Annotated in this window: 25 protein-coding genes; 15 read left to right on the forward strand and 10 right to left on the reverse strand. The window is 43.9% G+C overall.

Features of this window, described 5'->3' with window-relative positions:
• Nucleotides 1-638 precede the first annotated feature (638 nt).
• The 3 genes from K0I62_RS03350 (at nucleotide 639) to K0I62_RS03360 (ending at nucleotide 2,766) form a co-directional block, all read left to right on the forward strand.
• Nucleotides 639-1,118 carry a hypothetical protein gene (locus K0I62_RS03350; RefSeq protein ID WP_220070119.1) on the forward strand — a complete coding sequence of 160 codons (480 nt, stop codon included), beginning with the start codon at nucleotides 639-641 and terminating at the stop codon, nucleotides 1,116-1,118.
• A 107-nt stretch (nucleotides 1,119-1,225) separates the two neighbouring features.
• Nucleotides 1,226-1,672 carry a hypothetical protein gene (locus K0I62_RS03355; protein WP_220070120.1) on the forward strand — a complete coding sequence of 149 codons (447 nt, stop codon included), beginning with the start codon at nucleotides 1,226-1,228 and terminating at the stop codon, nucleotides 1,670-1,672.
• A gap of 116 nt (nucleotides 1,673-1,788) precedes the next feature.
• Nucleotides 1,789-2,766: a transposase gene (locus K0I62_RS03360; RefSeq protein WP_220070121.1), complete on the forward strand. Its 978-nt coding sequence runs from the start codon at nucleotides 1,789-1,791 to the stop codon at nucleotides 2,764-2,766.
• A gap of 418 nt (nucleotides 2,767-3,184) precedes the next feature.
• On the opposite strand, the gene K0I62_RS03365 is transcribed toward K0I62_RS03360, so the two are convergent.
• Entirely contained in the window at nucleotides 3,185-3,571 is a 387-nt protein-coding gene (locus tag K0I62_RS03365; protein ID WP_220070122.1) for a hypothetical protein, read from the reverse strand.
• A 272-nt stretch (nucleotides 3,572-3,843) separates the two neighbouring features.
• On the opposite strand from K0I62_RS03365, the gene K0I62_RS03370 reads away from it, so the two are divergent.
• The gene (locus K0I62_RS03370; RefSeq protein WP_220070123.1) at nucleotides 3,844-4,821 is read left to right on the forward strand and encodes a transposase; all 978 of its coding nucleotides are present in this window, start codon (nucleotides 3,844-3,846) and stop codon (nucleotides 4,819-4,821) included.
• Nucleotides 4,822-5,078: 257 nt separating this feature from the next.
• On the forward strand, nucleotides 5,079-5,741 hold the full coding sequence (locus K0I62_RS03375; protein ID WP_220070124.1) for a cold-shock protein: 663 nt from the start codon (nucleotides 5,079-5,081) through the stop codon (nucleotides 5,739-5,741).
• Nucleotides 5,742-5,979: 238 nt separating this feature from the next.
• On the opposite strand, the gene K0I62_RS03380 is transcribed toward K0I62_RS03375, so the two are convergent.
• From K0I62_RS03380 to K0I62_RS03390, 3 genes are all read right to left on the reverse strand, one after another.
• On the reverse strand, nucleotides 5,980-7,053 hold the full coding sequence (locus tag K0I62_RS03380; protein WP_220070125.1) for a DUF3083 family protein: 1,074 nt from the start codon (nucleotides 7,051-7,053) through the stop codon (nucleotides 5,980-5,982).
• A gap of 258 nt (nucleotides 7,054-7,311) precedes the next feature.
• Nucleotides 7,312-7,974 carry a thiol:disulfide interchange protein DsbA/DsbL gene (locus K0I62_RS03385; protein WP_220070126.1) on the reverse strand — a complete coding sequence of 221 codons (663 nt, stop codon included), beginning with the start codon at nucleotides 7,972-7,974 and terminating at the stop codon, nucleotides 7,312-7,314.
• A 155-nt stretch (nucleotides 7,975-8,129) separates the two neighbouring features.
• Nucleotides 8,130-8,786 (reverse strand): DNA-J related domain-containing protein, encoded by a 657-nt coding sequence (locus tag K0I62_RS03390; RefSeq protein WP_220070127.1) that lies wholly within the window; start codon nucleotides 8,784-8,786, stop codon nucleotides 8,130-8,132.
• A gap of 314 nt (nucleotides 8,787-9,100) precedes the next feature.
• Here K0I62_RS03390 and K0I62_RS03395 point away from each other — a divergent pair, with 314 nt between their 5' ends.
• The 6 genes from K0I62_RS03395 (at nucleotide 9,101) to K0I62_RS03420 (ending at nucleotide 15,078) form a co-directional block, all read left to right on the forward strand.
• On the forward strand, nucleotides 9,101-10,141 hold the full coding sequence (locus tag K0I62_RS03395) for an endonuclease/exonuclease/phosphatase family protein (RefSeq protein WP_220070128.1): 1,041 nt from the start codon (nucleotides 9,101-9,103) through the stop codon (nucleotides 10,139-10,141).
• Between the two features lie 406 nt (nucleotides 10,142-10,547).
• Nucleotides 10,548-11,834 carry a BamA/TamA family outer membrane protein gene (locus tag K0I62_RS03400; protein ID WP_258405076.1) on the forward strand — a complete coding sequence of 429 codons (1,287 nt, stop codon included), beginning with the start codon at nucleotides 10,548-10,550 and terminating at the stop codon, nucleotides 11,832-11,834.
• 75 nt (nucleotides 11,835-11,909) lie between these two features.
• Nucleotides 11,910-12,581 (forward strand): potassium channel family protein, encoded by a 672-nt coding sequence (locus K0I62_RS03405; protein ID WP_220070130.1) that lies wholly within the window; start codon nucleotides 11,910-11,912, stop codon nucleotides 12,579-12,581.
• A 3-nt stretch (nucleotides 12,582-12,584) separates the two neighbouring features.
• The gene (locus K0I62_RS03410; protein WP_220070131.1) at nucleotides 12,585-13,709 is read left to right on the forward strand and encodes an AI-2E family transporter; all 1,125 of its coding nucleotides are present in this window, start codon (nucleotides 12,585-12,587) and stop codon (nucleotides 13,707-13,709) included.
• 106 nt (nucleotides 13,710-13,815) lie between these two features.
• Nucleotides 13,816-14,715 carry a hypothetical protein gene (locus K0I62_RS03415; RefSeq protein WP_220070132.1) on the forward strand — a complete coding sequence of 300 codons (900 nt, stop codon included), beginning with the start codon at nucleotides 13,816-13,818 and terminating at the stop codon, nucleotides 14,713-14,715.
• A 189-nt stretch (nucleotides 14,716-14,904) separates the two neighbouring features.
• On the forward strand, nucleotides 14,905-15,078 hold the full coding sequence (locus K0I62_RS03420) for a hypothetical protein (protein WP_220070133.1): 174 nt from the start codon (nucleotides 14,905-14,907) through the stop codon (nucleotides 15,076-15,078).
• Between the two features lie 13 nt (nucleotides 15,079-15,091).
• Here K0I62_RS03420 and K0I62_RS03425 read toward each other — a convergent pair whose 3' ends face one another.
• Together K0I62_RS03425 and K0I62_RS03430 are read right to left on the reverse strand one after the other, a co-directional pair.
• A complete protein-coding gene (locus tag K0I62_RS03425) occupies nucleotides 15,092-16,027 on the reverse strand; it encodes a DMT family transporter (protein ID WP_220070134.1) in 936 nt (311 codons plus the stop codon).
• A gap of 166 nt (nucleotides 16,028-16,193) precedes the next feature.
• On the reverse strand, nucleotides 16,194-16,418 hold the full coding sequence (locus K0I62_RS03430; RefSeq protein WP_220070135.1) for a ribosome alternative rescue factor ArfA: 225 nt from the start codon (nucleotides 16,416-16,418) through the stop codon (nucleotides 16,194-16,196).
• Nucleotides 16,419-16,697: 279 nt separating this feature from the next.
• On the opposite strand from K0I62_RS03430, the gene K0I62_RS03435 reads away from it, so the two are divergent.
• Nucleotides 16,698-17,219 carry a hypothetical protein gene (locus K0I62_RS03435; RefSeq protein ID WP_220070136.1) on the forward strand — a complete coding sequence of 174 codons (522 nt, stop codon included), beginning with the start codon at nucleotides 16,698-16,700 and terminating at the stop codon, nucleotides 17,217-17,219.
• Here K0I62_RS03435 and rbsK read toward each other — a convergent pair.
• Together rbsK and rihA are read right to left on the reverse strand one after the other, a co-directional pair.
• A complete protein-coding gene (rbsK, locus tag K0I62_RS03440) occupies nucleotides 17,216-18,127 on the reverse strand; it encodes a ribokinase (RefSeq protein ID WP_220070137.1) in 912 nt (303 codons plus the stop codon). The genes K0I62_RS03435 and rbsK overlap by 4 nt on opposite strands.
• 50 nt (nucleotides 18,128-18,177) lie before the next feature.
• Nucleotides 18,178-19,170 (reverse strand): pyrimidine-specific ribonucleoside hydrolase RihA, encoded by a 993-nt coding sequence (rihA, locus tag K0I62_RS03445; RefSeq protein ID WP_220070138.1) that lies wholly within the window; start codon nucleotides 19,168-19,170, stop codon nucleotides 18,178-18,180.
• 519 nt (nucleotides 19,171-19,689) lie between these two features.
• Here rihA and K0I62_RS03450 point away from each other — a divergent pair.
• Nucleotides 19,690-21,072, forward strand: coding sequence for a Na+/H+ antiporter NhaC family protein (locus tag K0I62_RS03450; RefSeq protein WP_220070139.1), 1,383 nt, complete (start codon nucleotides 19,690-19,692; stop codon nucleotides 21,070-21,072).
• Nucleotides 21,073-21,153: 81 nt separating this feature from the next.
• On the opposite strand, the gene nhaD is transcribed toward K0I62_RS03450, so the two are convergent.
• Together nhaD and K0I62_RS03460 are read right to left on the reverse strand one after the other, a co-directional pair.
• Nucleotides 21,154-22,629 carry a sodium:proton antiporter NhaD gene (gene nhaD / locus K0I62_RS03455; RefSeq protein ID WP_220070140.1) on the reverse strand — a complete coding sequence of 492 codons (1,476 nt, stop codon included), beginning with the start codon at nucleotides 22,627-22,629 and terminating at the stop codon, nucleotides 21,154-21,156.
• Between the two features lie 293 nt (nucleotides 22,630-22,922).
• Nucleotides 22,923-23,780: a pirin family protein gene (locus K0I62_RS03460; RefSeq protein ID WP_220070141.1), complete on the reverse strand. Its 858-nt coding sequence runs from the start codon at nucleotides 23,778-23,780 to the stop codon at nucleotides 22,923-22,925.
• Between the two features lie 667 nt (nucleotides 23,781-24,447).
• Between K0I62_RS03460 and K0I62_RS03465 the strand changes: the two genes are divergently transcribed.
• Both K0I62_RS03465 and K0I62_RS03470 read left to right on the forward strand, forming a co-directional pair.
• Nucleotides 24,448-25,032: a hypothetical protein gene (locus K0I62_RS03465; RefSeq protein WP_220070142.1), complete on the forward strand. Its 585-nt coding sequence runs from the start codon at nucleotides 24,448-24,450 to the stop codon at nucleotides 25,030-25,032.
• Between the two features lie 15 nt (nucleotides 25,033-25,047).
• The gene (locus K0I62_RS03470) at nucleotides 25,048-26,130 is read left to right on the forward strand and encodes a rhomboid family intramembrane serine protease (protein ID WP_220071268.1); all 1,083 of its coding nucleotides are present in this window, start codon (nucleotides 25,048-25,050) and stop codon (nucleotides 26,128-26,130) included.
• Nucleotides 26,131-26,178 lie beyond the last annotated feature (48 nt).

The raw sequence follows: 26,178 nt of genomic DNA on the forward strand, positions 1-26,178 counted from the left end.
GCGACACGCTCATTTATTAAATGAGTTGAAGGTCGTACCTTCATCGCCATCTAACGCCTGCCCGGCGAGGGCTGTGCTGATACGCCTGTGACACGCTGTGCGCCATCCCTGGCCGCTCTGCGGTTTCATCCCTGAAACCGAAGGTCACAGGCGTATCTACACTTGGTATTTAACGTCTCTTCGATTTGGTGGTATTGGTGTGTTTAAGGCGTGAAAGCTAACTGATTTTTGCCCCCAAATGAGTTAACAAGTTGTCGGTGGTTCAGTAACGAACGGACTTTATGACCTAGCAATTTTCATCGCGACACGTGTGTGATGTAATTCACTACTTCCCATTAAAAACTAGATAAGTATACAGTGATATTAAAACCATCAGGATTTTGAACGATTTTCATCCTGTATTCGTGCGCGTTTTCTCATTTTGGCTTAAATAAATCGCATTAAAATTAATCACTTATGGTATTCGTCAAGTAGATAATAGGTTTGGAAAACGCGCATGCGCGTTTTTCCAGATGGTGTATTTAGCAAAATGCTGATAAGTTCATTACATACAGATAGTTAACTGTGCGTGTTTTCACTGGTCTAACGAGGTAAATGCGCATGCGCACTAATAAAAGGTTATGAGTCACAGGAGAGTCATGGATTTGTCCCATAAACAATGGATGTATGGCGGGGCTGTATTATTGGCAGCAGTTTCAGGCGCTATCGTGTTAGGTCGCGTGCCCAATGCCTGGGTTCCAATGCCGTTACCTATCGTGATTGTTGCATTTGTTACCTTGATTCTTTTTCCGTTTGTCACTCCGGCACTTTACTTATTGGTACTTAAACTTTCATCTTCTTCGGTACACTTCACTAAAATTATTTTGGCTTTGGTGGTCGCTATTGGCGTTCTTAACTTTATGTACTTTCAAATTGCATGGGAGTATGGCATCAAATATCAGGGCCCAGAACATACCAAGATTGTGGCCATTGAAAATTTATTGGGCTTTGGCGTTGCGTTTGTAATATCGGCAACAGCATTAGCTAAAGGGTCTAGGGCGCTGGCATATACTGCAAATCTCACCCTATTTGTATTGTTGTCCTGGTGCGCATTTCCATATCTAGGGGAGCTTCCGTAGTGGCAACTCATAACAAGTTGCTGTTGTCGCCGCTGCGCGGCTGGGACCTCCGTTCCGGCGCTTCGCGCATGCACTGCGGCCCCAAAGCAAGGCGTTAGTGGTCAACCATGAACCGAGCTCTATTTCTAATCTTCGCTCTCTCCTGCATGCAAGGGATTGCTGAAGAATCAGAGGCCCCAGAAACCATCTGGTTAGAATCAGATAAGATGGTTTCATGTGTTCCACGCGAATTAAACCTAGGAGAATCTCTCCAAGTAAAACTTGGTGAGCATCACGGCAAAGAACTTGCCGTATATCGACACGAAGAGAATCTATGGTTGTTTTTGGTTGTTGGCTCACCGCCATCGGCGATGACTTCTTTAATGTCTCCCTTGCAATTTGAAGGCGTCAACGCAATTGAAATAACCCCAGTAACAACGGGATATCGGTGGGACAGTAAAGGCGGCAATGAAGCAATATTTTCCAAGCCAGGAAAATATACACTTTATGTAAGCACAAATTTGGAAAGCGAAAATGGCGGCTATAAATGCGAATTAATCGTCAAAAACCACTAACAAGCAAAGGCAGCATCGCCCTTCGGGCTGAAAAAATAAATAGACATCCATAGTTAATGTGCATCAGAAACGACCTTCTACTAAGCTTTGAAAGAGCATTAGACAAGGAGGTTGTTATGCCACGTCCTCGCCGTACCCAAATTAGTCTTGAAGACACTCCCTATTATCATTGTTGTAGCCGTGTAGTAAGGCGAGCCTTTTTATGTGGTGATGATGCCTATTCGGGGAAAAATTATGATCATCGCCGCAGTTGGATTGAATCGCTGCTATTTGAGCTTGCAGCGGCTTTTGCCATTGATGTGGCAGCATTTGCCGTAATGTCGAATCACCTTCATGTGGTGCTACGTATCGACATTGAGACCGCAAATTGCTGGACTGACCGAGAAGTGCTTGAACAATGGCATAAGCTGTTTAATGGTGATGACCTAACCCGTAAGTTCACAAAAGGTGAGTTAGTTGAACCCCATGAAGTGGTTAAACTCAAGCATGCTATCGCGATTTACCGAAGTCGATTATGTGATATTTCGTGGTTTATGCGCTGTTTGAATGAACCGATAGCAAGGCAAGCGAATCAAGAAGATGGCTGCTCGGGTCGATTCTGGGAAGGACGCTTTAAATCCCAAGCTTTGTTAGATGAAGGCTCGGTTTTAGCCTGTATGGCCTACGTTGATTTGAATCCCATTCGAGCCAAGATGGCCGCGACACCTGAGGGCTCAGACCATACCAGTGTTCAACTACGCATTAAGGCTGCCTTAAAAGGTGAGCAGCCCAAAAAGCTACTCCCTTTTATCGGCAATGAACGCGACAATCAACCGAATGGTATTGCTTTTTCCTTAACAGACTACCTCGAACTGGTTGATGATACTGGACGTATTATTCGTGACGATAAACGTGGCGCTATCAGTGAAAACAGTGCCAACGTACTGACAAGGTTGAATATCCCTCATGAAAATTGGGTTAAGCTTATCAGCAAATTTGGTCAATTGTTTCATGGCCCGGTGGGCACATTACAAGCAGTTACCCATTACTGTGAACACTTAGAGAAGCGACGACGGCACTTTGCCGCGAGCTGCCAGCATTTCAAAATAGACTGATATTAACGCTTTATTGCATCACAAAACCTGTTGTTCTGGTGCAATAGGTTGGTTTAGTGCAGCTGAAATACGCCATTTTCAAGTCAGAAGGGTTAATGTCGTCATACATCGATATTCCGGCAATATCGTATCGACCTAGATATGGCCAAATCACAGCACGGCGATTGAACATAAACCGAAAGCGTATTATGTTTTTGTTTTATAATGGGTGGCTTGTTTTCAGAAACCTATTGCTAAACCTGTGGCCAATAAAAATTGGCCACAGGTTTATTTCTTTTCGATACTAACTTCGAATCTGAAATTAGTCGATTCTTTGCCGATTCATAGCTGAAAATAGTCCATATAACTGTCAGGGGCTATAGTGATCAACTTTAGATTACTATAGAACAGTGATAATGAAGATAGACAATAATATTTTTCAGCTACAGCTAGGGTATCTGGATTTTAAAGAAAAAGTAAGGACATAGGCAACTGGAAGTTTTGCGCCAGGACCACTGGTAAATTGCTCTATATTCAAGTTATTGTAAAACTCTTCAAAGAGATATCCCTGATTATTTTTATTTAATTCCTTCCAACAAACAAAAAGCTTTTTATTTTGAGTGTCAGAACCTACTCGATAGTCTTCATTAGTAAATGAACCATATTTGATTCCGTCTAGTGTCGAAAAAAACATCATTGCACATATATCTTCTGATTCTTTACAGATATTGATGAATTGTCCCATTTCTACCTCTGCATTAGCACTCTTGCAAGTAAAAAACAGTGGAAACGCCAATGCTGACAACAGCCAAACTTTAGCTTTCATAACACACCTTAATTAAATAATAATTTAAAACATTTTATATGAATCCAAATGTGAATAATGTGACATATTCATTATATTTTTCCGGTGAATGAATTTACATACTGTAGCTCAGGAATGCGTTGAACCGATACATGATCCTGTTCGCATTGTGCTAAGGAAGTATTTGCTTTACTGTATGATTTACAGAGAAAATAAATAGACACCCATAGTTAATGTGCATCAGAAACGACCTTCTACTAAGCTTTGAAAGAGCATTAGACAAGGAGGTTGTTATGCCACGTCCTCGCCGTACCCAAATTAGTCTTGAAGACACTCCCTATTATCATTGTTGTAGCCGTGTAGTAAGGCGAGCCTTTTTATGTGGTGATGATGCTTATTCGGGGAAAAATTATGATCATCGCCGCAGTTGGATTGAATCGCTGCTATTTGAGCTTGCAGCGGCTTTTGCCATTGATGTGGCAGCATTTGCTGTAATGTCGAATCACCTTCATGTGGTGCTACGTATTGATATCGAGACCGCAAATCGCTGGACTGACCGAGAAGTGCTTGAACAATGGCATAAGCTGTTTAATGGTGATGACCTAACCCGTAAATTCATAAAAGGTGAGTTAGTTGAACCCCATGAAGTGGTTAAACTCAAGCATGCTATCGCAATTTACCGAAGTCGATTATGTGATATTTCGTGGTTTATGCGCTGTTTGAATGAACCGATAGCAAGGCAAGCGAATCAAGAAGATGGCTGCTCGGGTCGATTCTGGGAAGGACGCTTTAAATCCCAAGCTTTGTTAGATGAAGGCGCGGTTTTAGCCTGTATGGCCTACGTTGATTTGAATCCCATTCGAGCCAAGATGGCCGCGACACCTGAGGGCTCAGACCATACCAGTGTTCAACTACGCATTAAGGCTGCCTTAAAAGGTGAGCAGCCCAAAAAGCTACTCCCTTTTATCGGCAATGAACGCGACAATCAACCGAATGGTATTGCTTTTTCCTTAACAGACTACCTCGAACTGGTTGATGATACTGGACGTATTATTCGTGACGATAAACGTGGCGCTATCAGTGAAAACAGTGCCAACGTACTGACAAGGTTGAATATCCCTCATGAAAATTGGGTTAAGCTTATCAGCAAATTCGGTCAATTGTTTCATGGCCCGGTGGGCACATTACAAGCAGTTACCCATTACTGTGAACACTTAGAGAAGCGACGACGGCACTTTGCCGCGAGCTGCCAGCATTTCAAAATAGACTGATATTAACGCTTTATTGCATCACAAAACCTGTTGTTCTGGTGCAATAGGTTGGTTTAGTGCAGCTGAAATACGCCATTTTCAAGTCAGAAGGGTTAATGTCGTCATACATCGATATTCCGGCAATATCGTATCGACCTAGATATGGCTAAATCACAGCACGGCGATTGAACATAAACCGAAAGCGTATTATGTTTTTGTTTTATAATGGGTGGCTTGTTTTCAGCATTCAAATGGAATAACTATAAAGAGGAATAGGTTTGAAGGGTAAAGTTGTATCATATCTTGCAAATAAAAAATATGGATTCGTAACGGGGGAGGATGGTGAAAGCTACTTCTTACATGTGTCTGGTTTACTAGATAGAAACGATGAAGTTAAGCTAGTAAAAGATGTTGTAATAGAGTTTGACCCGACGCCAACGCCAAAAGGGCTGGCGGCGAAAAAAGTGAGTATTCCGACAGTTTACTTTAAAAAGCAGGTCGTTGATTTTTTTACGAGCAAAAGCAAATTACCCAAACATGGAAACGTTGAAAAAAGACAGGCAATTAATACTCGCTTCATAAAGGATTTCGAAGAGGCTCGGGAGCATATTGAGACTTTAGCAAGAGAAGCTGGCTGCAACGCAATTTTGAATTTGGGTTTTGAAAAAGAAACTTTTAGATCTGGAAACTATAAATACACAGTTCATGCATTCAAGGGCGATTTTGCCCTTGTAACGGATAGCATTCCTTGTAGTTCCAAGGCTGAAGAAACCGATTCGGTGATGCAGTTGCAAAATAAGGTTGACTATTTCGATACCCAGTTTGTTCGGGTTCAGCAAGCGGAAGCTCAAGCTAGAGCTAAACAGTTTGAGACGAGCAAAGTAGGGCTATACATCCTTATAGGTATCGTTTTCGTGGGTGTGTTGATAGCAATTACCTAACCAACGACTATGGCGTCAATAACTGATTTCCACCAGTATATTTATACTACATGACGCCATATCTGATGTAGTGGCTTAGATTTTTTTAAATGATCATCAGTGGACTTCGCTAACGTAGTTAGACGGGATTTATAGTCATTATCTAACTCGGCGGGATTTAGGGACAACTTGTCGCGGTTGACTCACTAGCCGCTAACTCATCGCGTTAAGCCTATGAGCTAGCGGCCAGTGCACGATTTTACTTAGCGGTTTGATAGCTAATGTGCTGGTAGAATCGGACGATCAAGCTTTCACGGGATTTATCTAATGCGAGTCCAGAAGTCAGCAGTTTGAGTGCATCTTCGACTTGATTCAGAAAACGACCTAAACCTGCATCTTTACAGTCTTTGGGCTCGGCTACAATAATAAAGTTAACCATTTCGACTAAATGATTTCCGTCCCAATGACTCACAAATTGCTGCGTTTCTTGATGGGGATTGAAACCCAGCATCTGCACTTCATCGGTGCGTTCAACTTGGTCATATTTACTGTTGCGTACCAGTGGTGTTAGTTCATTAGCAACCATAGCTATTTGTTTCAATTGCTTGGCTGATGCCGCTTGGAGAAATGTCTCCTCTAGCTTTTTATACAGCGGGCTATAGTCATCGGTATGACTCGGTAATATCTCTTGTTTGAGCTTGCGGCTTAGGGTTAATTTCACTGTGACATAGCATATTGAGCAATGATCGTCAGGCAGTGGGCAGTTCCTTGCTTTATATCTTAGGTCGATAGGGCGCAGCTTAAAGCCGTAGGTTTCTTTATTGCCTTTGGCCTTTGCAAAGAGATCGTAAGAGAGATGTTGATGATCACGGATTTTTATTTTGAGAGCGGCTTCTGGCAGTTGTGGCGCTAACTTTTCGAGGAAAGAGAGCACTTTAATGTGAAAATTAGCCGAGTTGCTGCGAATTTCGTCACCGGTGGCTAAGAATAGAATTTTTATCTTACGTGCGCGGTAACCTGGCTGACTATGAAGAGTCTGTGCTTCATGGTATTGAGGATTATAGAAAAACACTATCTGCTCTGCCGTTGGGAAGCAATACGCCTCGGTATGAAAGCGGACGATGGGTAGCTTATCATTGGTGATCACATGAATATTACGGATATCTTCTTCAGTGGCTAGGTTGAAAATAGTATGACTCAGTGTTTGGTAACATGTGTTGTAGTCAGGGTAATGACTCAGCAACTCATCGGTTACCTTAATCTCCGCTGTAATGTATTGATTACTTCTAACTTCCTTTGGTATGTACACTTTTTGCTTATGGCTAAGGGACATAAATACTCCTTGTAGTAATTTGACTATATTTAGCCTGATGCAGATGATAGCGACAAATTTTGACAAAATGATGTGCCAACACACATTTTGTTTCTGCTAGCGTCATATCATGATGCTAAGGTTATAATACCATTGTTTAATGTTTAGCTCGTTATTCTGTTATGTGCTTTATTTAAATAACAAAGCGCATAAAAAAAGGCTCCGTGGGAGCCTTTTTTTATGAAATCGATGTTATGAAATCGACGCTAAGCGCTGGGCTTACTTGTGCTCTACCGCGAGATAGTTAATCAGGTCGATAAGCTCACCAAGGGTGCGCATTTCGCTGAGGTTAACGGCGTATTTATCGTTAACGATAAAGGTTGGCACGCTTTGAATGCGAAACTCTCGTTGCTGCGCACGCCATAGGGCTATTTTTTCATTAACTGCTTTGCTGTCTGCGATTTCATCATATTTACTGATATCGATGCCTTTGTCGGCAAAGACTTTTTTGATATCGGCGCGGTTGTTGATTTGTGGTTTTTCGTGGGCGCCATGATCGTGGTTATGATCATGTCCGTGGGCTCCTTCATTGCCTTGAATGGCAACAAACATCGCGTGCATCATCTTATCTTGCACTTTGAGCTCTTGGATAACCGCCAGTGAACGCATCACTTCTGTGCCGATATCGCTGTTCATGAAGTCAACATGCTTGCTGTCAAAGCTCACCTCTGGCTTTAGGTTTGCTTTAATATCGCCAAGATATTGCGTCTCCATGTTGAAGCAGTTGTGGCAATAGAAAGAGTAGAACTCGGTCAGTTTGGGTTCTGCACTGGGGGCTTTTTCAGATACCGTAGTGAAATGTTTACCTTCAATAAATTGTGTAGCGAAACTGCTTAATGGCGCTACAGCTAAGGTGAGCGCTAATGCGATATGTTTAATCATAGAGTCCTCTAGTGACAGCTGCGCTGTACAAAAGTCTTAAGCGTAAAAATTAAATTGTTTTTTAGCATAATAGCGAAAGCTTAAGCATGACTGAACTGGTGCTAAGAAACAGCGCCTACAGTGTGAGCTAAGTTGTATATTGAGATGATTTTTTATCATTTTACGCGCAAAGTTTGCCAAGCCTCACAAACCTGTCGAAATTTGGCCGCATCGCCGCCTTCTCGGTCTGGGTGCCATATGAGTGCTAACTTACGCCACTGTTTTCGCACCATCTTATCTGTGGCATTGTCATCGAGTTCAAATACCCGTAACGCCTGACTTTTGTGCATAAGATTGGGGTTAGCGCCTATGTATTGTTCATAACGATTCCAAAATGACTCTAACATCTCTTGGATAATGTTTGGGCAGGTGTCGTAGTTACGCCAATCCATATAGTAATCACGTAGCGCATCGGCTTCATATAGCTGTTGATTGAGATCGCTAGGGATGATCCTGAAAATTTGGATTTCCATCGATTTTACTTGCAGCCAGCTATCTGGAAGTAGCATCTGTTGTAGTTCAAACAGCGCATTCATGAGTAAGAAGTTTTGTTTAAACAGGGCTTTTTGGGCATTATCATCTAGGTTCTGCAACAGGCCTTTTTGCTGTAGTTCTGCGGCAAGGTGATGTACTTTCCAACTGTGATTTGAACTTTGGAGTAGTGAAAGTAGTGGCCAAATAAGAGGGTTGTCGCCTTTGATTGAGAACATGGGGCCTGCGGCGGTCTCATCATCGGCCTGAGCTTTCATTAGAGAAGGTTTTGCTGGCAACATAGGTTGAGTCATCCGTGATTGGCGATGATTTCTACTATGGCAATAGCATAAAAAGAACGCAAGCCTTAAATTGTAGGCTCATCGCTATACTATGGGCGTGATGACGCTAAGGTATTATTGATGCTGAAATTATTACCTTGATCCTGATTATCTGCCATTATTTGCCATAGAATAAGGATTTGTTGGTTGATATTTCATTTAATCTGCCATGGTTATCATGTTTGAGGTTGCGGTCGCATTACTTTCATTGAGCTCACCGAGAACTCTTTTGGTGGATGAGGTGAGGGCGTTGATTGAGCGCGAAAGGAGGCTGATTGTCTATTGATTTAATCGCAGAGCAACGCTTAAAAATTGCCACTATTAATCTGTTTAATTTTCTAGCGCCTCCCAATGCATATTATGATTTTATTAATATTTACTCCCATGAACAGTGGCAGAAAAAGTGCGACTGGCTCATTCAGTATTTAGCAATCCATCAACCCGATGTTGTCGGGTTTCAAGAGGTTTTTTCTATCGATGCCTTGCGAAATTTAGCGTTATCGGCTGGCTATCCCTATTTCGCTGTTGTTGATCAACCCGAGGTCAGCGATGGCTTTATCTATCGCAGCCCAGTGGTGGCACTAGCGTCTAAGTATGAAATCGTCGATGTTGCACCTTGTGAGCCTGATAGCAAGTTAGCAGCGCTAATGGGGTTGAGTGATACCTTTCAATTTAGTCGTGTCCCATTACGCGCGACAGTTGCTTTACCCTTTATTGGCTCATGTGACTGTTACATAGTGCATTTTAAATCTAAGCGCGGGCAATTTGACGTTGAACAGGGACTAGAGTTATTAGGCGAGCATATCACTGAGATGCAACCGAGTTTTGCCATTGAAGCCGCCGCTAAATGGAGCGCTGCCATCGTTAGAGGCAGTGAGGCGAGTTTGCTTAGATATGCTATTGCCAAACGCCGCGCAGAAACGCAAAATGCCGTTGTATTGATGGGCGACTTTAATGACAGCCTTAATGATGGTGTGCTGATGGGCCTTACCTCAAAGGATACCCGTTTGTTAACTTGTTTCTCTGTTAAAGAGTTTCAACAATACCGCTTACAAGATGCGTATCAACTTTTTGAAGACTCTCATTATTGCCCCACAGCGATTGCTAGGCCTGCAACTCATTATCATCAAAATCAAGGGGCGGTGATCGATTACATATTGTTATCGAGTGAATTTGACCCACATAACGATCAGTGTCTTGCAGAGGTTGAACATTATCATACCTATGAGCGTCATTTGATTAACCCTGAGTATGCGCTTGATAGTCACAGTACCGATCATGCGCCGGTCATGATCACTTTGAGAGTGAGACAGTAATTTATATTTGATTAAGCTTAGATCCTGTAGATCTTTCAAGGTTGTTTTAGCACTTTTGAGCAGTGTTAGCGAGTTTGCCCCGAGTTCAAGGATGCGCTTCACTCGTTGCAAACAACAAGGTCTTGCATGTTCCTGACATATTTAAGACATTCCCTCCATTCAAGGAGATCAGATGTTGTGAATGTCTTTAATGCACGACGCTATGGATATCGGAGGTGGGGTAACGCATGGGGCTGTTACCGGGGAGCAATTAAAGACCTTGCCTCATCAGCGCTAACCTTTAGTGCTAAATCGTCGCTGAGCCATCACATCTTTATACTAATTGGTATGAGGTTATATTGTTTTTATTAGCATTTATTCGGAGAGTATAATGGGGCCGCGTTGTAAGGCTTTTGTTGGATTGTTGGTGATTAGTTGCAGCCTTTTCCCTTTCGTTCAGGCGGCTCCTGCCGCAAATGTTAAAATTGCTATTAATCGCGCCGAAATGCCTGATAAAGCGAAAGAGGAGCTAGTGCTACCCTATTTGTTTAATACTGAGTCCATGGGATTAAACCTTGGGGTTGGCGGTATGTTAAGCGGGTATTATCAGGAGCAGATGACGATAGGGGGAACCGCGTTTGGTGGCGATGTTAGCCGAGGTATCGCTGGCGGTGTTTGGAATTATGCTCTTCCAAATACAGATAGAATGTTTTTAAGCATTTATGGCATGTTTGGCTATTACCCTAATCAACGTGCTTATACTGGATTGGGTGGGCAATTTGTGCCACCAGATCAACCCTTGCCTGGTAGCAATGATTCTTCTAATGAGCAGTACCTTGAAGCAGACGGCGCGTCAAATTGGTTCGACATTAAACTTGAGTACGCCCTGCCTTGGGGGGCAACCAAAAAGAGTGGTCTAGTGAGTTATCAGTTAGAGGGTGGTTTACTGGTATCAGAGCCTAGTGGCGGTAAAGTGTGGAATCCACTTGAGAGCGGAGCTACAGTACTTGTGCTCAGGCAGTTTAATCGCTATCAAAGCTTCGAGTTTGAACACAACACCTTAGATGGTACCATCCATGCGCTTGAACTGGGAATACTCTACGACAACACAGATTTTCCTATTAATCCCTCTTATGGCAGTCGTCAGTATTTGTCTATTTCTCATGATGCGGCTTGGTTTGAGTCTGACCACGAATGGACTTTTATCAACTTAGATATGAGTAAATATTTCTCCTTGGGGAGTTCTAAATATGCCAGTCAACGTGTTGTCGCGCTTAACTTTTGGACTGGATATTCACCCTCATGGGAGTTGAAATATAACGAGATGGGCGCTCGAACCGTTTTTGGAAATGCCCCTTACAATGAGGGCGCTCGGCTTGGTGGCTTCTATCGCATGCGTGGTTATGATCAAAATCGCTTTCATGATAAGGCGGTTATTTATGGTACGGCGGAATATCGTTATACCCTGAGGGCTAACCCTATTGCCGATATTAATTGGCTGCGTTTTCTGCATCTCGATTGGCTGCAATTAGTCGGATTTGTGGAGGTTGGTCGCGTTGGTGAGTCTTATCGAGCCAGTGAGTTACTAAAAGATGTTAAGTATGACTATGGCGTGTCGCTGCGCGCTATGATGGCGGGTTTAGTGGTTCGAACCGATATCGCTCAATCTGAGGAGGGGACGAATTTGTGGATCATGGTTGATCATCCTTTTTAGTATGGGACTGAGCGTTGTTGAACTTGCGAATAAAAAGGCTTAGCGGCATCCTTGTGTTGACAAGAGGAGTATTAAATGTCGGGAAAAATTACTCAACGTAACAACTTTATTTATACCGCGCTGGCGCTTATTGCCTTACTGATCAGTGCCTCTTTGGTTAATGTGATGCCCGAGGGGATACTTGAATATATTGTCGAGGGTTTCACCTTATTGACATTTGGGGTGTGTATATTGAGTTTACGCTTCGACAAGGCGTGGACCCGTTTTATGGTGAGTCTCATCATCTGCTGGCTTGCTGCAACCCTAATTTATCGTCTATTTGCTATCGAAATGCTCGATTATCTGACACTGGTTTTGATGATGGCATTTTTTTGGGGAACGTTTCGATCGATAGCGCGGCAAATTCTGTTTGTTGGTCATGTTGATGCCAATAAAATTATTGGCTCAATTGTGCTATTTCTATTGATTGGATTGATCTGGTCGATAATCTATATTTTGATTTTTGTTGTATCTCCTCAGGCCTTTAATGGCATCGAAGGAGGACCTTGGAGGCAGAATCTATCGGAATTAACCTATTTTAGTTTTGTAACATTAACGACCTTAGGTTATGGAGATATTAGTCCAAGAACGCCATTTGCTCAGGTTATGGTTTACATGGAGGCAATTGTTGGTGTGTTTTACATGGCAGTTGTTGTTGCAAGTTTAGTCAGTACGGGTTTATCGCAAACTAAAAATAGTAGGGAATGAATTATGGACAATCAGGATCTAAGTGCACAAAGAAAGTGGTTTGTTAGCAATATGATGGAATCGGCAATTCGTATCGGGTTGTTGTTCATTTTAATTGTATGGACATACGATATTGTTAGACCCTTTGTTATTCCTGTCTTATGGGGCGCGATTATCGCGGTGGCGTTAATGCCATTAACTCATCGTCTCGAACGTGCCTTTAAAGGGCGTAGGGGATTAGCGGCAGTAGTATTAGCTGTACTGGGGATTGTCCTGTTAGTTACGCCTGTTGTTGTGGTAAGCGGTTCTATTTTTGATGGTGTGGCACGTACCATAGAGGTACTGCAAAGCGGCAACATTAATATTCCAGGTCCAACTCAAAGAGTGGCTGAGATCCCCTTAATTGGCGACAAGCTTTTTGAAGGGTGGAGTTCGATTGCGAGTAATGTAGAGAAGGCCATTTTACAATTTTTGCCAGAAATTAAATCGACATTTTCTACACTCGCGGGGCTTATTGGTAGCAGTCTGTTAACCTTAGTGATGTTTATTATCTCCCTGTTGATCGCTGCTGGTTTTATGGCAAATGCAGAGTCATGTGCTAGCGCGGTGAGTAAAGTTGCCGTTAGGGCTGTTGGCCCTGATGCCAAAGCATGGACTAGCCTAACGGCTGCGACGATTCGTAGCGTGTTACTTGGCGTGGTCGGTGTCGCGTTTATTCAAACCATGATTATGGGCTTGGCGTTATTCGTTTTTGGTATTCCGCTAGCGGGGTTGCTGACCTTGGTTGTGCTGTTTATGGGAATCGCTCAACTCCCTGCACTAATTATCGTGCTCCCGTTGATTGGATATGCATATTCAACCATGGACGGCACATCGGCGACCATATTTAGTATATGGGTTTTACTCGGTGGTTTATCTGATAACGTCCTTAAACCTATGTTGATGGGGCGTGGTGTCGATGTGCCTATGCCCGTTATTCTTATTGGCGCTATTGGCGGTATGTTGACGGCTGGGATTATTGGTCTCTTTTTAGGCGCGGTGATCTTGGCCATTTGGTATGAGCTGTTTATTACCTGGCTAGGCAATGGAGAGGTCGCTGAGCAAGAGGGGATTTTAGCAGGCGACAGCCAAGAAACGGGCGATAAGTGAGAGGCTGGTGAGTTGCTTTTTAGCGAGTGGTTGCACTCATCTAAAGGTGTACTCATTTTAATCTACATCCTTAACGCTGGCATGAGTGTTAATGCAGAGGTAGTCAATGTTAGATGCGATTTGCCGGATAGATGATCTTCCTCAGGTCACCTATTCGGTGTTTAGGTTTCAAGCCCTAGATGAAGCGGAAATGGAACGGTTACGCCAGCATCTATATTGCCCTGTATGTGATGGTAAAGCCTATTTCAGGAAAGCTTCAAGCGATGGTAAAGCGGCCTGCTTTGGCTCTCGTTATCATCAGCTTGATTGCCGCGAGTTTAAACCCTCTTTAAGTCGTCAGCGAGAGGAGCTTGATGCGGTTGAGGTGAATCAGCTTATCGTCGATAGCGAAGCGCTCATTATCGATTTCACTAAGGTGCCGAGATCTCATTTTCCTGTTAATAAACAAGTGAAAACAAGTCAGGTTGACGTTAAAGCCCTTGACACATCCTCACCTAAAAAGCGCATCAAGAGCGACATCAATGAGTCAAAACCTTGCTATCATGTGGCTGAAAAACCGCTTGAGCCTAATCCTAAAATTGGCAGCGAAGGCTTAGAGAAGCTGCTGCATAGCTTATTACGTGGTAGCGATTTGGCCTCATCGGATCTTTGGGTGTATACAGATGAAAAATACCGTTGGCGCGCCAAGAATTTATTCGTTAATTTTAGTGAGGCAGAGCCTACAGAAAATGGTGCGCCACGCATGTATTGGGGGACAATTTCCCATAGTGATAAGGCGATGTCTTGGCTCAATCCCGCCGACTGCAAAGATGTCGGTATTCCCATCGATGGCTTTAACGCTGAGCTGAAGAAGCGTTTTGCGGTGAGCGCTCGTCGAGATCTTGAAGGGGCTGGCATTATCATTTTTGGTAAATGTTTTTGGAATAAGGACAAAACACGAAAAATTATTCAGCTATGGAACCGCGACATTAGCAGAATGCACATCTCCATTGCAGAAGAGGAGTGATTGGCTCAGATCTTTGACACTTGATCGGTTAGGTCATATTCAACGTATCCATTAATAAGTCTGTTATATCCCAGTATATAAGTGAGTTAGTTCATTTAAGCTTATCTTGGTACGACTTATGCTGTGATTATTGTTGTCTAGTAGTCCCAGTCTCTATGACCTTTTAGGTCAATAGATAAGGAGCTGAATATGAAAACCTGTCATGTATCTGATTTAGGCTTTGTGGTGAATAAGGCGCTGTACCTTGAGAGTGAAGCGTATCGTCAACGTATCAACTATATTCGCAAGTTGCAGCGGCAGTATCGCTGTTGTGATTTGCAAACCTGCCCCCATACCCGTCGAGAGCAAAGCGCTCTAGGATGAAAGTAGCGAGTGCCTATTTTCTGTTGTTGGTTGCCTCTAGTGCCGATGAGCCTTTGCTGAGGTATTTATCGCCAAATTGATATAGGCCTAAGCCGCCAAGTACTAGGCCTGCACCAATGATTAGCGCATCGGTTATTGTCTCTCCATTGAGCACTGCACCTAACCCCATGGCAAATACAGGTGTGATAAGAGTCACTAGTGCGACCGTGCTAGCATTGAGGTGCTGCAAAATATAAAAGTATGCAATAAAGCCGATTAATGACCCAAACAGACCTAAGTAGATGATGGCCGCCATGGACCGTAATGACCAAGTATCGATTGGAACTGTGCCATCAAATAGCAGCCAGGCTAATGCAAATAGAGGGGTTGAAAATAGCAGGGCGCCCACGGTATTCGCGATAGGGTGAATGGCAATGTTAACCGTCTTAATCAGTACACCACTTAGGCTAAACAAAAATACGGCACACAAGATAAGCATTAGGCCTATCCAGCTGTCGCTTGCAAGTGACAGCTTTGCTGAGCAGACGACACCTAACCCCGTGAATGCCACCACCAACGCGATAATCTTCATCCGACTGAATTTGGGTTCATTAAGTAATTTTTGTGCCAAAAGCCCTGAAAGCAAAGGTGATAGGCCGAAAATGAGTGACATGGTGCCCGACGGCAGATAACGCGCGGCAAAGTAACTCAGCAGCATGCCGCCAACAATGCCTATCGAGGAGAAGCCATAGAGTCTAAATGCTGTTTTGTTCCAAGGTAGGCGGATGTTAGAAAACAAAATGATCATTGAGCCAATCACCAGTGCTATTACCATTCGCAGCAGAACCGCCATGGTTGGATGTACCGACTCACTGCTCCATACAATGCCCAGTGGTGTCGTGGACCAGATCAACACGACAGCCAAAAAAGAGATAGGGACTAATTTGGGAAGAACCGATTGAGATGACATATACAACAGCGTCCTTACTGACGACGATTAGCTATTATGATTAACTTGCTAAGTGAGTTGATTAAGCAAATAGTGATAAAGGCTGATTTTGACTGAGTTTAACTTTTATTGCTATGGGATTATGCGGCGTTGTTACAATTAATGTGTGGCTTTAATTAATGAGTCGTTAGGCTGCCAAAACGCGCAAGCCTAAAAAGTCAAAAGGGGCAACGCCCTTCAGCATTTGCCCCTTTTGTTGTTTGCGGTTATATGAACCTTTGCCTTTTCTTGGCTTCTCAGTGCGCATTCTAAATAACTCACTGGTAACGATAGCCTTTAGGGCATTGTCTTTAATTATTCCGCGACCACTATCGTGGGAGATAGCACCGCTCCTGTTGCGATTTTTACTCATTTAATATCCTCTATTATTACCTAAGTTTTCCACCTATTCTGTGCATCGATGAACTCGCTGTTTGAGGCTAAGCATCTTTGCTCAGATCGCCGAACATTACGCCTGTTTTTCTGGTAAATCAATCAAAAAATGAGCGGGTGTCGTATTTTTTTTGAGCCAATATAGGGCGGTATTTGGGGGCTGATTGGTATGAGTTCCTATACTTATTTTTTTATTGCTAATAAAGTTAAATGACCTGAACTCAGGTTAATCGTTTATATGTTGAAGGAGTGGCGATAGATGAATACGATAACGCAATCAATGATAGTGTTTGGGCTCCTTTTTCTTGCTAGTTGCGGTTTTATTGGTAGTGACAAGACACAAATAGAACAAGCTTGGCTGGATAAAGATCAACAGTTTAAAAGCATTATCGATGAGATCCGTAGCCAAGGTATTGATGTGGTTGCCAGTGGCGCTAAGGCGGGCTCTTTGTCTCAATGCATCGCAACGACATTAGCGAATGATCCCTTAGGTCAGCTTGTCAGTGTCGAGGGTGCATTAGCGGAGTCGACAAAAATTACCGAATTAATGAGCGACCTTCAAGGAGCAATGGAGCAGGAGTTTAGTCTGTCGCAGATCATCTCACTGTTGCAGCAAGGCGCAGATTTAGCCACTTATGCGTCAGTCTTGGTTGAGCAGCAAGGCTTAGAGCAAGCCTTGCTGAGTGTGGAACAATTGGCCCGTTCTGGCGGCGAGTTTGCGAGTCAAGATCTCGGTGGCCATTTTCGTCAATTGCTACTCGATTGTCGTGAGGCTCGTTAATTAGCGATTTCGTGACGATAAGGAATAGAGCGTTGAGCGCCTTCACGGGTCACTGTCAGAGCGGCAGCTTGGTGGGCAAATTTTACCGCGCTAACCATATCTTTACCTTCGCTCAGGGCAACCATTAATGCGCCGTTAAAGGTATCACCCGCCGCTACCGTATCAATAGGCTTGACCTCTACCGCGGGGATGATGCCACTAAAACCCTCGCAACTTAGCAGCGCACCTTGTTGACCTAAGGTAATGATCACCGTTTTTGGGCCTAGTTGATGTAGCATCTGCGCCGCAAATTTAGCACTTTCTTCATCGGTGACTTCGATTCCCGTTAGTGCTTCGGCCTCGGTCTCGTTGGGGGTAATGATGTCCACTAAACCAAATAGCTCTTTCCCTAATACCGTGGCAGGCGCAGGGTTAAGAATGGTGGTGACACCATGCTCTTTTGCTAAAGCTAAGGCGGCAATAATAGTGACCACTGGGTTTTCAAGTTGTACTAACAGATAGTCAGCATCAATGATAAGTTGGCGGTGTTTTTCAAGTGCTTTGGGAGTTAAAGAAGCATTGGCTCCCGCTGATACTCCAATCATATTTTCGCCGTTATTGGCGACAAAAATCATCGCCGTTCCTGTTGCAACATCCGATTGTGTGTTGATCCCATCAGACTGAATACCATCACTGAGCCAAGAATTCGCCATGGCTTCACCTATGGCGTCGTCACCAAGGTGGCAGATAAAATCGACCCGAGTATTGGGGTCTCGCAGGCGAGCAACAGTTACAGCTTGGTTAGCTCCTTTGCCACCATGCTCGAGACGGTAGTTTTGGCTTAACAAGGTTTGTCCGGCGCTGGGGAGATATTCCAGATTCATTACATGATCGGCATTAGCACTGCCTAAAATAAGTAGTCTAGTCATGGGTTCCTTGTCCTAAGTAGGAGGGCTTTCCCTCCTACTCTATGAGTGACTTATTGGTTATAAGCGGTTAAACATTCAACGATAAGATCGACAAACCCTTGACGGTCAATATCAAATAACACTGTGGCGTTGGCAGGTTTATCTGTGAGTTGATAACGGTCGACTAGGGTCATACCTTGGGTATGCTCCCCTTTGGTTTCGACGCCCACCCAACACTCTTGCGCGTTGAAAAGTTCAGGTTTGAGTAACCAAGCAATAGTACAAGGATCATGCAATGGTGCCCCAGTAAAGCCCCATTTAGGGTCTCTATGATAAATCATGAAAAAGTCTAGCAGCGCTGCAACACATTGGGCGATAGGATTGGGGATTTGACGAATCCGCTCAATATCTTCATCCATGATCTGTGCTTGATGGGTGACATCTAGGCCACACATGGTAATAGGGATACCAGATTTAAATACCATATCGGCAGCTTCTGGATCGACGAAAATATTAAATTCTGCGGCGGGAGTCCAGTTGCCAACACCTGCAGCGCCACCCATCAGAACGATACGCTCAATCTTGTGGTGTAGCTCAGGATAATTGGCAATAAACAGCGCAATGTTAGTGAGCGGTCCCGATGGAATAAGCGTGACGGGTTCGCTACTTTGACGCACTTTGTGTGCAATCAACTCAATCGCATTTTGCTCAACAGGCGCAAAAGCGGGATCGGGTAGTTTAGGGCCATCTAGACCACTTTCGCCGTGGACATTGTCGGCAATGATCAGTTCGCGCGCTAAAGGTTTTATTGCGCCGCCGGCAACAGGAATGTCAGAGCGGTTAAGTAAGGTTAGAATGCGTAGCGCATTGTTGAGGGTCTTATCTGGGGTCTGATTCCCCGCACTGGTGGTAACTGCCAATGGGCTGAGTTGGTTGCTGCTTAACGCCAAGATGAGTGATATCGCGTCATCATGTCCAGGATCGCAATCAAGAATAATAGGCCGAGCCGATACAGCAGGTTTGATAGCCGCAGTTGGATGTACAGGGGTGGTAGAATTTGTCATTGTCATACTCCATTGATTGACACCAGTGGCAGATTAACACGCTATTTGTGATTGTCATCTCTCTCATTGTAAATTGTGATTAAAGGTGCTGAGCTGCAATGGAACATCGATGTTTAAATCGATTTTCGAGCCTCTAGCACTTGAGTCTCAAATCACACCTTCCAGCCAATAAACATTTAGATAAGCAGATTAGGTGAATAACCACGGGAATCACATGGTGATTGGTTACTCGTTTAACACTTTCTTATATTTTTATTTTTCAGTCGCTTAGCTTTGATTGTGTTTAAGGTGAAAATATTTTTTTATCCAAATAAATATTTATTATTGACTCAGCTTGCTTTGAGGATTATTTTGCCGCCGATGTTTTAACTAGGGTGCACAAAAAGGCATTGATCTCCAGCTTGTGATCAGTGGTATGTCCATAATAAAGCAGCAATTAAGCGTTGTTGAAAATTTATTCAATCACGCCTAGTGAAATTAGTTTGCCATATTGGCTCAATTTAAGAAGGACCTTAAGCCATGTCTGAACCGACAGCCTTAAGTCTTATCCCACCTGTGGTGGTTTTGGTGTTAGCTATTTGGTTACGCCGTCCAATCCTCTCATTAATTATTGGTGCGTTAGTCGGTCTAGTGATGTATCAACCCGATCAAGTGCTAAGCAATTTTTCTGATATCTCATTATCCGTGATGGCCGATGAAACCATTGGCTGGCTCATCTTAGTATGTGGTGGCTTCGGTGCATTGATCGCGCTGTTGGTGAAAACCGGTGGATCGATGGCATTTGGTCGTTACGCGCTAAAATTTGCCAAAGGACCTAAATCATCACTGTTTATGACCTTTATCCTTGGTGTCGTGATCTTTATCGACGACTACCTCAATGCGTTGACCGTTGGCTCAACCATGAAGCGAGTCACCGACAAGTTTAAGGTGTCTCGTGAGATGTTGGCGTACGTTGTTGATTCTACAGCGGCGCCTATCTGTGTATTAGTGCCGCTTTCAACTTGGGCGGTGTTCTTTGGCGGTTTGTTAGTCGATAACGGAGTCGCCGGTGAAGGGCAAGGTATTGCTGTTTATATGTCAGCGATCCCTTATATGATCTACGCTTGGCTTGCCGTGTTTATGGTGCTGTTAGTTATTTTGGGAATAGTGCCTGCATTTGGCCCGATGAAGAAAGCGCAGTTAGCCGCGGCTCAGGGGAAACCGGCTTTAAAGCAAGGCAATCCTGATGAGGTGCAAACCCCTGATGATTATGGTGTGAAGGCGATCGAAGATGAGTTTAAGCATGCTGATAACTTCGGTAAATTGCATAATTTCTTCGTGCCTATCTTATTGCTGGTGGGTTTTACCCTGTATTTCGATATCGATGTGCTTAAGGGCTTGATTGCCACATTGGCGATCACCATGCCTTATTACGCTGTGCAGCGCCTAATGCCACTATCTGAGATGATGGAACAGATGCTCGATGGCTTTAAGTCTATGTTGCCTGCTATTGGTACTGTTATCGCGGCTTTTGTATTTAAAGATGTGTGTGACAAGTTGATGTTGCCACAGTATGTGATTGGTAATCTCAGTCCATTTATGACCCCACAACTCTTGCCTGCAGTGGTGTTTTTAACCATGTCGATATTGGCATTTGCAACGGGATCGAGCTGGGGCATATTTGCGGTCTCGATACCGATTGTCATGCCACTGGCTCAGGCGGTTGATGCCAATATTCCGTTAGTGATCGGCGCGCTGTTATCGGCGTCATCATTTGGTAGTCAAGCATGTTTCTATTCCGACTCTACCGTGCTGGCCGCTCAAGGTTCAGATTGTAACCTTGTCAGCCATGCGGTGACTCAGCTTCCCTATGCTCTTATTGCTGCAGGGCTTGCGTTTGTTGGTTTCCTCATTCTGGCGTAGAAACCGCAGCGCATAAAAAGGGGACCTATTTATGGTCCCTTTTTTTATTAGCCAAAGCGTACTTTGTGATACGGATTGGTATTAAAACAGCGCCGAATTCAGCCATAGATGCACCAATATACTGGCGACATATCCTAGGGCAATTACTGGTGACCACTTTAAATGGGTCATAAAGGTATAGGTACCACGTGCTTGTCCCATAAGGGCTACGCCAGCAGCGCTGCCAATCGATAACAAGCTGCCACCCACACCAGCGGTTAGCGTCACTAGCAGCCACTGGCCTAATGCCATATCTGGATTCATGGTGAGCACCGCAAACATCACAGGAATATTATCCACGATAGAAGAGAGTATGCCGACGGCGATATTGGCGTAGGTGACATCCCAATGGGTGTACATGCCTTCAGACACTAGGCTTAAATAGCCCATAAACCCAAGGCCACCAACGCACAGTACTACGCCATAGAAAAAGAGTAAGGTATCCCATTCGGCACGGGCGATACGAGCAAATACGTCGAAAGGTACAACGTTGCCGAGTTGCTCTAGACGCTTAATATTATTGTCTCGTTCAGCTTGCTCACGTGCCTTAACTACCGCCGTAGGGAAGGTCTTACGTAGGTAAAAACCAAAAAACTGCAGAAAGCCGAGTCCTGTCATCATGCCGAGGACGGGAGGTAAACCCAATAGGCTATGGGTACATACGGCGGTTGCGATAGTCATCAAAAACAGTGCAACAATTCGGCGCGCACCGCGTTTCATTGCCACATTTTCGACCTCGGCTTGATTAACCGTGTTAACAATGAAGAAGCTCATTATTACGGCTGGCACGAGATAGTTAATCAGAGAGGGGATAAACAGGTCGATAAATTGGCCGAAGTGGACCATGCCTTTTTGCCATACCATCAAGGTGGTGATATCACCAAAGGGACTAAAGGCACCGCCAGCATTGGCAGCCACCACAATATTGATACAAGCGATGGCGATAAATTTCTTATTGTCACCACCCACTTTCATCACCACTGCACACATTAATAGCGCTGTTGTCAGGTTATCTGCGATGGGAGAAATAAAGAATGCCATGAATCCCGTTAGCCAGAAAACGGTACGCAGACTAAAACCGCGTCCCACCATCCATGCACGTAGTGCATCAAAAAGATTACGTTCTTCCATCGCATTGATATACGTCATCGCCACAAGCAGGAACAGCAGTAGCTCGGCATATTCAAGTAGATTGTGCTTAAAGGCGGCCTCTGAGAGCTCAGACATTCCATGCTGCACATAAATAAAACCAATAATGCCCCAGATAAGTCCTGCCGCAACTAATACGGGTTTCGACTTTCGAAGGTGCAGCACCTCCTCACCCATAACTAACAGATAGGCTAAGACGAAGATGGCCACTGCAGCATAGCCCGCGCCTGACGCGGTGAGATTTAACACTTGTTCTGCACTTTCGGCTGCATTTGCAAATGCCGAAGGCGTAAAGAGTGCCGTTAGGAGTAAAATACACTGTGCTATCGGTGATGAAAGCAGGGGTTTAAATAGCGGAAGTAATTTCATCAAATATTCTCTAAGTTAAGGATGACTTAAAAATTACCACAGCTTCGATGTGTTAAATTTTGATACGGTTCAAGTTTATTAGTATTACTTTTAAACAAATTACTAATTTTTTGCGTAAAAGAGCTAATAAAGTGCAATAAAATTCACTTATTGTTAACAATTTATACATATTTAGTTGCTTTAGTAAGTGTTAATGCAATCAGGGCGATGTTGGTGTTTGGCTGTAAACGACTTAATTGAATTGATCAAGCGCACACCATTATTGTGCGCTCTTTGATAAATATAGAGGGGCTTTAGATGGCGCCGAAACGTCCGGCTTGATAGTCCTCAATCGCCTGACGGATTTCGGCCTGAGTGTTCATCACAAACGGTCCCATATGGACGATCTCCTCGTTGATAGGATCTCCCGCAAAGATTAATGCGCCAGCCCCCTGTGCACCTGCTTGTAAACTCAATAAAGTTTGGCTGTCCACGATTAGGTATTGGCCTTCGCGATACTGTTTGGTTTCATTCTGCTCAGTATTAATCAGACTACCTTGGTATAGATATACGCCCGCATATTGGCGGTGACTTAGATCAATCTTGGCGCGAGCGTTCTGGTTAAGCATGAGATCGGCCACCATACCTTGGCCTGCTAATCCCTGTACAGGAGCATTAATGGTGTTTTCCCCTGCAAACTGCCAATCGCCCGCTAAGGCGCGTAGTACAGCGCCATCACTATTGCTGATTTCAGGGTTACGAGTATCGGTACTGTCTTTATAAATTGCAGGACGCATCTTATCTTTTGCTGGCATATTGAGCCAGATCTGAAAGCCATGCAGTCCATCGGTTGCATCGGCCAAGGGCATTTCCGAATGCACCACACCGCTGCCCGTGCTCATCCACTGAACATCTGTGGCACGAATGGCTTTTACATTACCCAATTGATCTCTATGCTCGAAACCACCTTTACGAATATAGGTAAAGGTTTCGATACCGCGATGAGGATGCGGTGGAAAACCTCCGATAAAATCTTGTTCATCATCGGATTTTATCTCATCAAGCATCAAGAAGGGATCGAACTTGGTGTTCTGAAAATCGGCGACTCGTCGAATGTTGACGCCGTCGCCGTCCATTGCGGGTCTGGCGCTAAATTGACTTAATACTTTCATTTCTGTTTCCTCGCTTGAGACCAAATTTGTGTAGCCTGCTAACTCATAGCACTATTGTGCTCAATAGTGTGTCGTAGCAAGAGGTGATTAAGCTGAGATTAACAACTATTACATCGAACGAATATAGCGAAATTTTGCCCATATTATTCGAATTATTAGAATCTATATTGTTTGGTATCACTCGTTGAGTGCCATAGATCTGCGGAGCCATCGCGATGACGACTGAGATAGCGCTGGCGTCATGAAGGCTAGGTAACATGTTGCTTTGATTGCTACAATCATGATTATTGAGCACTTTTTAACTTATTCTTATGTTAGTATTCGCCCTCTTAAAAATAGCTAGATTAGCTAGCTGCTTGATAAACTGCCAGTTACATATGTTATACCAATTAGTATAAAGATGTGATCGCTCAGCGAGAATTTAGCGCTTATGAGGCAAGGCAACGAGTGAAGAGCATAGTTGTTCTACGGTCAAACTCGTTAACACAGCATCGAAAGCGCTAAAACTCGCCTGTTAGGCGTGTTTTTGGCTTCCTACTTCTGCGTTGAACGGCCTCACAAGGGAGTGACCATTCCATCGTCCATTCGCCTTGAATTAGTTGCCAAAAACACGCTGAGTAGATCACTTTCTTATACTGATTGGTATTATTAAAGGAATCTGTAGGATATGGAGATCAATTCAAATGCCAGTGCCAATAAAGTGCATACCAAACGTTTTCAGCTCGATAATGGTGAGCTAATAAAAACCAGCTTCTGGGTGAGTCAGATCTTTATGATCATCGCAACGATAGTCGGGGTTTATCTGGCTGCGCAAGAAGGGTTATCTCAGGCAATCACTTTTGACAACCTCACCAATAAGCAAAATAACTATTACCTACGTCAGGCTCTGTATGATGAAGTGAATGACAACGTGGTTATTATCAATGAGTACGCCGATTTTATTTCAAGTAATGCGCCTTATGATATAAAAAGTCACCACCCTGTAATGTCGAACTTTGTATGGGAAAACATGCGTTATTCACCCTATACCTTAGAGACACCGCCAGCCTTGCTGTCTGAGATCCGTCGCTTTTACATGCAGTCAGCCGATATTATCGACAAGATTGAGGGGCGTATCTATGGGGTTAAATATGGTGCTGGTTTGCTTAAAGAGTTAACTCAAGAGGTTAGTGATAAAACCTTGCCAGCATTAAAGGCGAACTATAGCGCTTTGGCCGTCGAATTAAAGCGTAACGATATTTTTGTTGATTAATAAAGGGATTTAATGATGGTAATGAGTTGTCCTGGCTGTGAGCTAGGTGTAATGACAGTAAACCATTTTTATGGTGAAGAAGTTGATAGCTGTAAAAAATGTGGTGGTATGTGGTTTGAAAATGGCGAGCTAAATGCAGCACTATCGAAAGCCGATAATGGTGATGATGCGGTGCGAGTCGAAGAGACCTTAGGCCAACACTTAGGGATTTCCCTGCGTTTTTGCCAGCAGTGTGACTTTAACATGCAGCGTTATCATTTGATGGATGGTTATCAGATAGAGGTCGACGTATGTCATCAATGCAGTGGCATTTGGATTGATGAGCACGAACGCAGTAAGGTGGTTAACTCCCCTAGGGTGAAACATCTGTTGGGTGAATTGGATGCTAACATCAGTGTGAAAACTTGGGTATTTCAGTTTTTATCACAGATGCCTGTCGAATTTAATATCAAGCCAAAATCGCGTCCGATAGTGACCTACCTTTTGCTGGCGCTGAATATTTTAATTTTTGCTGGGTATGGTTTCGATATCAACACCACAGATACGGTATTTGACAACTTTGCCATGCGTTCGAGCGATCTACTTACGGGGCATCATCCTTGGTCTTTGCTGAGTCATATGTTCCTTCATGGAGATTTGATGCATCTGGCTGGCAATATGTATTTCCTCTATGTGGTCGGAGACAATCTTGAAGATGCACTTGGCCGAGTCAAGTTTTTAGGCCTGTATCTACTGTGTGGCTTTGCCGCCGCGGGCGCGCAAATTGTCGCAGACCCAGCATCAAGCGTTTATATGGTCGGTGCGAGCGGTGCCATTGCCGGATTATTTGGTATGTATTTGATGTGGTTCCGTCACGCCAGCCTAACCTTTATGTTTGTTGTTTATCAGAAGAAACTCAGTCCGTTAGCTTTCTTTGGGATCTGGCTAGGCTTTAATATTGTTGGACTAATAATGGCGGGTGAGGGCGTTGCTTACTGGGCTCATATTGGTGGCTTTATCGCTGGTCTAGTGATTGGTATCCTGCTCAAATCCAAGGTGATGGCGACTAATCCGTTACTCGCAATGCTGAATGAACCTGAGGTGAAAGTCACTCGTTAAGGGCCGTTGTTTATCGTTTTACCCTCTCTTTTTGAAAGCGCCAGCGGG

Origin of the sequence: Shewanella psychrotolerans (assembly GCF_019457595.1) — a bacterium.
GTDB classification, from domain to species: domain Bacteria; phylum Pseudomonadota; class Gammaproteobacteria; order Enterobacterales; family Shewanellaceae; genus Shewanella; species Shewanella psychrotolerans.